This is a genomic window from Olsenella sp. CU969, assembly GCF_905219715.1.
GTDB classification, from domain to species: Bacteria; Actinomycetota; Coriobacteriia; order Coriobacteriales; family Atopobiaceae; genus Granulimonas; species Granulimonas faecalis.
In genome coordinates this window covers 1-9,248 of the sequence record NZ_CAJMXC010000078.1, presented here as the reverse complement: position 1 = coordinate 9,248, position 9,248 = coordinate 1, and the positions used below count along the sequence as shown (strand labels likewise).

General features: G+C 69.7%; 5 protein-coding genes and 1 pseudogene. All 6 read left to right on the top strand.

Annotation, left to right across the window (positions count from 1 at the left end; genetic code table 11):
- Positions 1-303: pseudogene (glgC, locus tag JX283_RS07145) on the top strand (glucose-1-phosphate adenylyltransferase); the annotation flags it as partial.
- A gap of 2 nt (positions 304-305) precedes the next feature.
- Positions 306-1,400 carry a glucose-1-phosphate adenylyltransferase subunit GlgD gene (glgD, locus tag JX283_RS07140; protein WP_204829956.1) on the top strand — a complete coding sequence of 365 codons (1,095 nt, stop codon included), beginning with the start codon at positions 306-308 and terminating at the stop codon, positions 1,398-1,400.
- Complete coding sequence (glgA, locus tag JX283_RS07135; protein WP_204829955.1) at positions 1,400-2,887, top strand: glycogen synthase GlgA; 1,488 nt, start codon at positions 1,400-1,402, stop codon at positions 2,885-2,887. The genes glgD and glgA overlap by 1 nt, the downstream gene beginning before the upstream one ends.
- Positions 2,888-3,003: 116 nt before the next feature.
- Entirely contained in the window at positions 3,004-6,318 is a 3,315-nt protein-coding gene (locus JX283_RS07130) for a 4-alpha-glucanotransferase (protein ID WP_239652528.1), read from the top strand.
- 330 nt (positions 6,319-6,648) lie between these two features.
- Positions 6,649-7,503, top strand: coding sequence for an acyl-ACP thioesterase domain-containing protein (locus JX283_RS07125; protein WP_204829953.1), 855 nt, complete (start codon positions 6,649-6,651; stop codon positions 7,501-7,503).
- A 1,075-nt stretch (positions 7,504-8,578) separates the two neighbouring features.
- Complete coding sequence (locus JX283_RS07120; protein ID WP_168354064.1) at positions 8,579-8,719, top strand: hypothetical protein; 141 nt, start codon at positions 8,579-8,581, stop codon at positions 8,717-8,719.
- The last annotated feature ends 529 nt before the right edge of the window (positions 8,720-9,248 follow it).

The window sequence follows — 9,248 nt, the reverse complement described above, 5'->3', positions numbered from 1 at the left end:
TTCCTCGGCGCCGAGTACCACGCCACCCCCGTGGACGACTCCCTCGTGGCCAACGGCTGTCGCGTGTTCGGCGAGGTCAAGCATTCCATCCTGTCCACGGACGCCTACGTGGGCCCGCGCGCCCATGTGGTCGACTCCATCCTNCTGCCCGGCGCCAAGGTCATGGCCGGCGCCTACGTGGTGAACGCCATCCTGGGCGAGGGCGCCGTCGTGGAGGAGAACGTCAAGTTCGGCAGTGTCGACAAGGTCAAGGACACCGCCGTCGTCGGTGACAACGTCGTCGTTGGAAAGGGGGAGGAGTAACCGTGGATCGCTGCATCGGACTCATCACCGCCAATTATTCCGTCAAGAACCCGAGTGCCCTCACCGAGTCGCGCCCCCCTGCGGCGCTCCCGGTGGCCGGCCGCTACCGCATGGTCGACTTCGCCCTGTCCAACATGGTGAATGCCGGCATGCGCACCGTGGGCCTCATCCTGCCCTACAACTACCGCGCCCTCATGGACCACGTCGAGAGCGGCAAGGACTGGTCCCTCGACCGCAAGCACGGCGGCCTGTTCAACCTGCCCGGCTCCGCCTTCGGCAGTTCCCGCTCCGGCGCGCGCTTCCTCATCCGCGACCTTATCGACAACCGCATGTTCCTCGAGAAGGAGACCCGTCCCTACGTGGTCCTCTCGGCCGCCAACATCATCCTCAACATGGACTACACCGAGCTCATCGACGAGCACGTGANGNCCGGCGCCGACATCANCGTGGTGACCAAGCNCGCCTCCGAGGAGAACGTCTCCCTCACCGGCTTCCACACCGAGAACGGCCGCGTGACCGGCGTACATCAGGGCGTCCAGTTCGGCGACACCGCCTTCATGGACACCTTCATCGTCTCCATCGACATCCTCAANCAGCTTCTCGGCTGGTACGAAGCCGTGGACTACCTCGACCTCTTCGAGGCCCTCATCGGCGACCTCGACCGCGTCAACGTCCGGACCTTCACCTTCGACGGCCCGGCCATGGCGGTCTTCTCGGCCAAGTGCTTCTACAAGANCTCGATGAAGCTCNTNGACCCCGAGNTCGACGACGAGATCNTCGGCGACGAGCGCCCCATCTACACCAAGGCCCACGACAACCCGCCCGCGAAGTACGAGCCGGGCTCCAAGGTGTCCAACGCCTTGGTGGCCGGCGGCTCCCGCATCGCCGGCTGCGTGGAGAACTCCATCCTCGGCCGCAGCGTCATCGTCGAGGCCGGCGCGACCGTCCGCAACTCCATCATCATGCAGTCCTGCACCGTCGAGAGCGGCGCCCGCGTGGAGAACGCCATCATCGACCGTGACAACGTGGTGCCCGCCCGCACCGNGCTCCGCGGCACCACCGACGACGTCCTCATCAAGGGGAAGGGAACCCTCTAGTGTCCGCCAAGGTCCGCAGGAAGCTCCGCATCGTCTTCGCCTCGGCCGAGGTCGCCCCGTTNACCAAGACGGGCGGCCTGGGCGACGTGGCCGGCTCGCTGCCCAAGGCCCTCGCGGCCGCGGGCTGCCGCGTCGCGGTCANGACGCNCAAGTACGGCTCTATCAAGCAGGAGTACGTCGACCGGATGGAGCACGTCTGCGACTTCTACCTCAACATGGGGTGGCGCAGCGNGTACTGCGGCCTCGATCGCATCGTGTCCGACGGCGTGGAGTTCTACTTCATCGACAACGAGCACTTCTTCAAGCGCGACGGCGGCCTCTACGGCTATTTCGACGACGGCGAGCGCTTCGCGTTCTTCTCCAAGGCCATCACGGAGAGCCTGCAGTACCTGCCCGACTTCCGGGCCGACGTCCTGCACTGCAACGACTGGCAGACCGCCCTCGCACCGGTCTTCCTGCGCGAGTACTACCAGGGACTGCCGCTCTACGACAACGTGCGCACCGTGTTCTCCGTGCACAACGCCAAGTTCCAGGGTCAGTACGGCGACTCCGTGCTCGACACCGCCGGCCTGCTCTCGGCTCCCAAGGCCGTCGGTCAGATGTACTGCGGCCCCAAGACGGTGAACTACATGCAGGGCGCGCTCATCTACTCCGACCTGCTGTCCACCGTGAGCCCCACCTACGCCCAGGAGCTCAAGACCCCGTTCTTCGGCGAGGGTCTCGACGGCATCTTCCGCCAGCGCGAGGGCGCGCTCCACGGCATCNTCAACGGCATCGACGTGGACTCCCTGAACCCGGCTNNCGACCCGGCCGTGCCGTCCAACTACTCGATCGACGATATGTCGGGCAAGGCCGCCTGCAAGGAGGCCCTCCAGCGCGAGCTCGGGCTGGAGGTCAACGCCGAGCGCCCGCTCGTGGCCATGGTGACCCGCCTCACCAAGCAGAAGGGCCTCGACCTCGTGCAGTACGGCCTCGAGCGCCTGCTGGGCCGCTCGGTGCAGGTGGCCGTGCTGGGCACGGGGGACCGTGCCTACNAGGACTNCCTGCGCTACTTCGACTGGAAGTACAGGGGGTCCATGAGAGCCGTCATCGACTTCGACCTGGGCCTGTCCCAGCGCATGTACGCCGGCGCCGACNTGTTCCTCATGCCGTCGCTGTTCGAGCCCTGCGGCCTGNCGCAGCTCATCTCCATGCGCTACGGAACCTTGCCCATCGTCCGCGAGACCGGCGGCCTCAAGGACACCGTCACCCCGTACAACCGTTACACCGGCGAGGGCACGGGCTTCTCGTTCGCCAACTTCAACGGCGAGGAGATGTGCGACTGCGTGCTCAACGCCTGCGAGGTATTCTGGACCGACAAGCAGGCCTGGTCCTCGCTCCAGCGGCAGGCCATGGGCCAGGACTTCTCCTGGACCGTCGCGGCCAACCGCTACATCGACCTGTACTCGACGCTCCACCCCGAGGTGATCTCGCCCGACCGCGGCTAGGCGGGCGGCACCCCGAGAACGAGAGGAAAACCATGAGAGCCCTTCACAACAGCAGGGGCTCCCGGTACAGAGACCCATACGGCGCCGCCCCCCAGGGCGGCGCCGTCACGTTGACCGTGGACGTGTGGGACGACCCGGGAACCCAGGCATCCATCCGCACGTGGGTCGACGGCGTCGGTGAGACCTTCCTGCCCATGGAGCTCGTCGACACCGCCGACGACGGCCGCCTCACCTTCACCGGTGAGGTCCCGTGCGAGGAGCTCGGCATCGTCTGGTACGCCTTCCTCCTCGAGGGCTCCGACGGCACCGTGCGCTACTACGGCGCCCGCGAGGGCNGCACCGGCGGTGTGGGGCAGATGTACGATCACATGCCCCCGTCGTTCCAGATCACCGTGTACAGGCCCCGCGAGGTGACGCCCGACTGGTACAAGGGCGGCATGNTCTACCAGATCTTCCCCGAGCGCTACAAGCGCGGGGNCGACTGGCGCGAGCGCACGGAGGCGGCCCTCTCCCAGGAGCGTGTGGGCGGCGTGCCCCGCTCCCTGGTGGAGGACTGGGACGAGCCGCCCGCGTACAAGCGCGACGACTCGGGCCGCGTGGCCGAGTGGGAGTTCTACGGCGGCACGCTCGAGGGCATCCGCGAGGAGCTGGGCCGCATCCGCGACATGGGGTTCACGGCCATCTACCTGAACCCCATCTTCGAGGCGCAGTCCAACCACCGCTACGACACGGGCGACTACCTGGCCGTGGACCCCATGCTGGGCGACGAGGCCGGGTTCCGCCGCCTGTGCGCCGAGGCCGCCGAGATGGGCGTCTCGGTGATCCTCGACGGCGTGTTCAACCACACGGGCGTGGACTCCGNCTACTTCAACAAGTTCGGCAACTACGACTCCGTGGGGGCCTGGCAGTCGCCCGACTCGCCCTACCGCCCCTGGTACCTCATGCAGGAGGACGGCACCTACACCTGCTGGTGGGGCGTGGACGACCTGCCCGACACCGACAAGGCCAACCCCGAGTGGCAGGACTTCGTCTACGGCCCCGACGGCGTGGTGGCCCACTGGCTGCGCGCCGGCGCCCGCGGCTGGCGCCTGGACGTGGCCGACGAGCTCAACGACGCCTTCATCGCCGGCATCAAGGCCGCCGAGGACCGCGTGCTGCCCGACGCCCTGCTCCTGGGCGAGGTGTGGGAGGACGCCTCCAACAAGCTGGCCTACGGCGAGGTACGCAAGTACCTCTGCGGCACCGAGCTCGACAGCGCCATGAACTACCCGTTCAGGGAGGCCCTGCTCCACTACGTCTGCGGCACCTGGCCCGCGGAGGAGATGGCGGAGCGCATGGCGTCGCTCAAGGAGAACTACCCGCCCGACGCCTTCTACGCCACCCTCAACCTGCTGGGCAGCCACGACCGCACGCGCCTGCTCACCATCCTTGGCGGCGCGCCCGACAAGGACTCCCTCACNGACGACCAGCGCCGCGGGTACCGCCTCTCCGAGGGGCAGCGCGGACTCGCCAAGGGGCGCCTGTGGCTGGCCACCCTCGTGCAGATGTGCTCGCCGGGCGTGCCCTGCGTGTACTACGGCGACGAGGCCGGCCTCGAGGGCTACACCGACCCGTACAACCGTGGCACCTATCCCTGGGGCCACGAGGACGNNGACTGCGGCGCCATCTACAAGNACGCGATGNACCTGCGCCNGCAGTTCCCCATGCTGGTGAACGGCGGGTTCGAGCCGTTCTCCGTGGGTTCCGACGTCTACGGCTTCTGGCGCACGCCGGCGGCCGGCGACGACGAGGCCGGGGAGCGCATCTGCGTGCTCGTGAACCGCTCGCTCTCCGACGTCCACGAGGTGCGGCTGCCCATGGTGGCCGAGCTCTGCGACGACCTGGTGAGCGGGCGCGTGCCCGAGCGCGACGGCGACGAGGTCGTGGTGACCCTGGGCCAGCTGGGGAGCGCCCTGCTCTACTTCCACGGGCCGAGCCCCCTGGCCAAGCCCTTCGAGCGGGGCCTGGGCGTCATGTGCCACATCACCTCCCTGCCCCGCGAGGAGGGGCCGGGCACCCTGGGCCCCGAGGCCTACGACTTCGTGGACTGGCTCGAGCGCTGCCACCAAGGCTACTGGCAGGTGCTGCCGGTGAACCCCACCGACTCCTTCGGCAGCCCCTNCGCGGGGCTCTCCGCCTTCGCGGGCAACACGGNGCTGGTGGACGGGTGCGGCAGGACACTCGAGGGNCTCTGGGAGGCCTGGGAGGCCAAGGGCGTGGCCGGGCTGCCGGCGGGCCTCGCCGGGCGCGGCCGCGTGNACGAGCGCGTGTTCACAGAGGCGCGCCTCTCGGCCTTCTCGGAGGCCAACGCCGACTGGCTCGACCCCTACTGCGCCTTCATGGCCGTGCGCGACGCCGTGGCCGCCGGCGAGGTGGCCGTGGATGCGGANGACGGCGTACCGCTTGAGTCTGTGGCCTGGCAGGACTGGCCGGCCCGCTACCGGGAGTACTCGCCGGCGCTGCTCGACGACCCGGTGCTGGCGGGGCGCGTGGGCTTCCACCGGTTCTGCCAGTGGGTGTTCCAGGAGCAGTGGGACGGCCTCAAGGCCTACGCCAACGANTGCGGCGTGTCGCTCATCGGCGACATGCCCATGTACGTGAGCGAGGACTCCGCCGACACCTGGGCCAACCGCGAGGTCTTCAACCTGGGCGAGGACGGCCGCANGGACGAGTCGGCCGGCGTGCCGCCCGACGCCTTCGCGCCGGAGGGGCAGCTGTGGGGCAACCCCACCTACGACTGGGACCGCCTGGCCGACGACGGTTACGGCTGGTGGGTCGAGCGCCTGCGCAGGGCCTTCGAACTCTACGACTACGTGCGCCTGGACCACTTCGTGGGCTTTGAGAACTACTACTCGGTGCCTGCCGGCAAGAAGGCCACCGAGGGCCGCTGGCTGCCGGGTCCGGGTAAGGCGCTCTTCGAGCGGGCGGCCGAGGTCTTTGGCCCGCTGCCCGTGATCGCCGAGGACCTGGGCACCATCACGCCGGCTATCCGCGGCCTCGTGGCCCAGTGCGGCTTCCCCGGCATGGACGTGCTGGAGTTCGCCGATGCCGACCTCAGGGGCGGCTACACCCCGACCCCGGGCNAGGTGGCCTACACGAGCACCCACGACACCGACACCCTGCTGGGCTTCGTGCGCTCCGCCTACGGGATCGCCGACGACAACGAGGCGCTCACCGTCGCCGAGAGGATCATGGCCGATGCGCTCCGGAGCGACACGCGCGTGGTCATGATGCCGCTGCAGGACGTCATGGGCCTGGGCACCGAGGCCCGCATGAACGTCCCGGGCCAGGCNGAGGGCAACTGGCGGNGGCAGGCCGACGCCGAGGGCCTGGCATCGGCCGAGCCGCTGCTGCGCCTGCTGACGGAGGAGAGCGGCAGGTCCCCGCGCTAGGCAGGACGTGACAGAGGTGCCTGGCCCATCTGTCACTTCGTATGTTTTTTTCTTGATTTCAACGGGCGCCCTGCATGGGTTGCCCGTGTTCGCCAAGGCCCCTCGGTCCAAGGGGGCCTTGGCGAACTGCCTTTTGCGTCCATGGGGCCGTCGATGTGGGCGGCCGTGCATGAAACCGCGTGAGGCTGGGACAGAAGTGCCCGGGTGTTGGGACAAAAGTGCCCGACCATTGGGACAGAAGTGCCCGGGTGGCGTCGGGGAATAAACCCCATGCACCAGCCCCGTGACCGGGCGTAGCGCCAGCGCCCGCCCCGCCCCAAGGAGAGACCCGTGGCCTTCCGGACCGCCTACACGCCCCTGTACCGCGATGCCGACGAGAGCGGCCGGGTCGGCACGCTCGGGCTCCTCGCCATGCTCCAGGAGTCGGTGCTCGGCCACGCCGCCGCCTTGGGCCTCGACCACGACGACCTCGTGCGCACCCGCGGCATCGGCTGGATGTTCGCCCGCTACCGGCTGGCCGTGGCCCGCAAGGCCGCCGTGCGCGTGCCGGTCACCCTCACCACCTGGATCTACGCGGCGCCGGGTGCGCGCTTCCTCAACAACGAGGTCCTCGTCGAGCAGGACGGCGCCCTCGTGGCGGCGGGCCGCGTGGAGAGCTGCTTCTACGACGTGCGCGCCCGCGCGGTGGCCACGCCGGAGGCCGTGGGCCTTGCGCCGTCGGCCCTGGAGCGCGACCTCGGCACGGCGCCGGTGGGGCCGTGGCGCGACCTCCCGGCCGACCCCGCACCCCTCGATCGCGTGCGCACCCACACCGTGGGCTTCACCGACCTCGACTCGTTCCGGCACATGACCAACCTGCGCTACCCGGGCCTCGTGGTGGACGCGTTCCCGTCGGCCGTCTACGACCGTCTCGAGGTCCGCGACATGGAGGTCCACTTCCTGCGCCAGTGCTTCGAGGGCGACCGCCTGGACGTCCTGCGCGCCGACGGCGTGGACGCCTCCCGCCTGCCCGCACTGGCGGACGCCGGGCTCCCGCCCTCCGTCGGTCCCGCGCCCCGCCCGGAGCCGCCGTCCTCGTCCTCCGTGCTCGTGTGCCGTGACGGTCAGGTGGTGGCAGCGGCCCTCGTGGCCATGGGCGCGCCGGCAGGGTCCGTCGGCGGGTACAACCCACTCGTCAGCCAGTGAGAGGAGAGGCCATGCCTGTGATCCGCACCTACACCTCCGAGCCCGTCTCCGAGAGCCAGCGCGACACCCTGAAGTCGTTCTACGGCACCNNCATCGCCAAGGTCCCGGGCAANAGCGAGCCCTGGCTCATGTGNGTCTTCGACGACGACCTGCCCATCTACATGGGCGGTTCCGCCGACGAGCCCGCTGCCTACGTGACCGTGGACGTCTTTTCCCGCGCCGCCGTGGACCCGGCGGTCTGGGGGTCCATGACCGGGCCCATCTGCGACGAGCTCCGCGACGNCCTGNGCNNCGACCCGGCGCGCGTCTACGTGCGGTACGGCTCCACTCCCGACTTCGGCTGGAACGGTTCCAACTTCTGACAGATGGAAGGGATGGTCCCTGTGGAGAAGCTGCCTCCCGCAGAGAAGGTCTACGAGGCCTGGACGGCCGTCGAGGACGGCCATGCGCGCCTGGGCGACGACGGCGCCACCTGCACCGTGGTGTCGAGCGACGGCGCCAGGCGCTACACGGTGCGCCGCGAGACGGGCGCCGACGGCCGCGAGGTCTACCGCAGCAACGACAACGCCACGTACTGGCAGGGCTACGCTGGCTACCCGGTNATCGCCATGCTCATGCTGGAGGGCAGGGTGCCGCTGGACCTCACCGTTGCCGGCNGGTTCGCCGGCGTGGACTGNCATGCCGTCAACGCCGCCCACAAGGGCGACNACGCGGCGGCTGTGGCGGCGGTGGAGGCGGGGCGCGGCCTCAAGAAGGGGCGCGTGACCCACGCGCGGCAGGATGCCGAGAAGGCCCTGGACGTCCTGGCGGCCCTGGACATCGAGGTGGGTCGCAACGGCGTCAAGGTGGAGAGGCTGGGTTAGGCCAGGGTCGTCGTTCTGCCGTTGAGCATGGCCACCCTCCGGCCGTGGCGCCCTCCGGTCGACGCCGGCGCTTANGCGACACNCCCGCTTTGCACTAGGCTGGTTGCGCGGCCGCCGTCAGGCCATCCGCCACCTTTGCGGCGGGCCCGCGGGGCGTCTCGGGCGCTCGGGCACTCGGGCACCTCCGCCTCTCACCAGAAGGACAACTCCATATGGGCAACACCGCTCCCGTCGTCAGGGCGATCTACGGCGACTGCGTGATCAAGCGCGTGGGTCGCGCCGAGGGCCGTTACGAGACCTGGGTCTTCAAGACCTGCATGCTCACGGGCATGCTCCTGCTCATGGCCCCCTGAGGCCACGTGGTCCACGGCGCGCTCCCCGCCGACGCCTTTGCCCGGGCGGCGCCCGCCTACGGCGTCGGCNGGGTCGCCGCCATGGCGGTGTGCCTGGTCGTGGGCGACCCCATCGTGGCGCTCGTGGCCTCTAAACTCGTGAGCNGCCTCTCNGGCGACCGCTCCCGCTCCGCGGCCATGGCCCTCACGAACATCCTGGTGACGGCCACGGTCATGAGCCTGTACGGCGTGGTCGTGGGCGGCGCCGACGACGTCCTCGGCGCTNGGGTCCCCACGCTGCCCGCCATCTGGGCCTTCGCTTTCTGCCCCAACCTCTTCATCGTGGGCACGGTGGCCACGTGGGTCACCCTCAGGGTGGCCCGCGCCAAGGCATAGGGGCCGCCCCGCCGGGAGGGATCACCCGTGGGGCCCGCACCGCCGCGGCGTTGNGGGCCCCACCCTTACACCTCCGTCACCGCGATGTAAGCCCGGGCGATGGCAGCGGCGTCCCGGGCGGCGCACCATGGGAGTCGCCGGCTGTCCCCTTGCC

Bases quoted from the DNA above. Each gene is read 5' to 3' on its own strand.
- JX283_RS07120 (WP_168354064.1), top strand. From the start codon at position 8,579: ATGGGCAACACCGCTCCCGTCGTCAGGGCGATCTACGGCGACTGCGTG.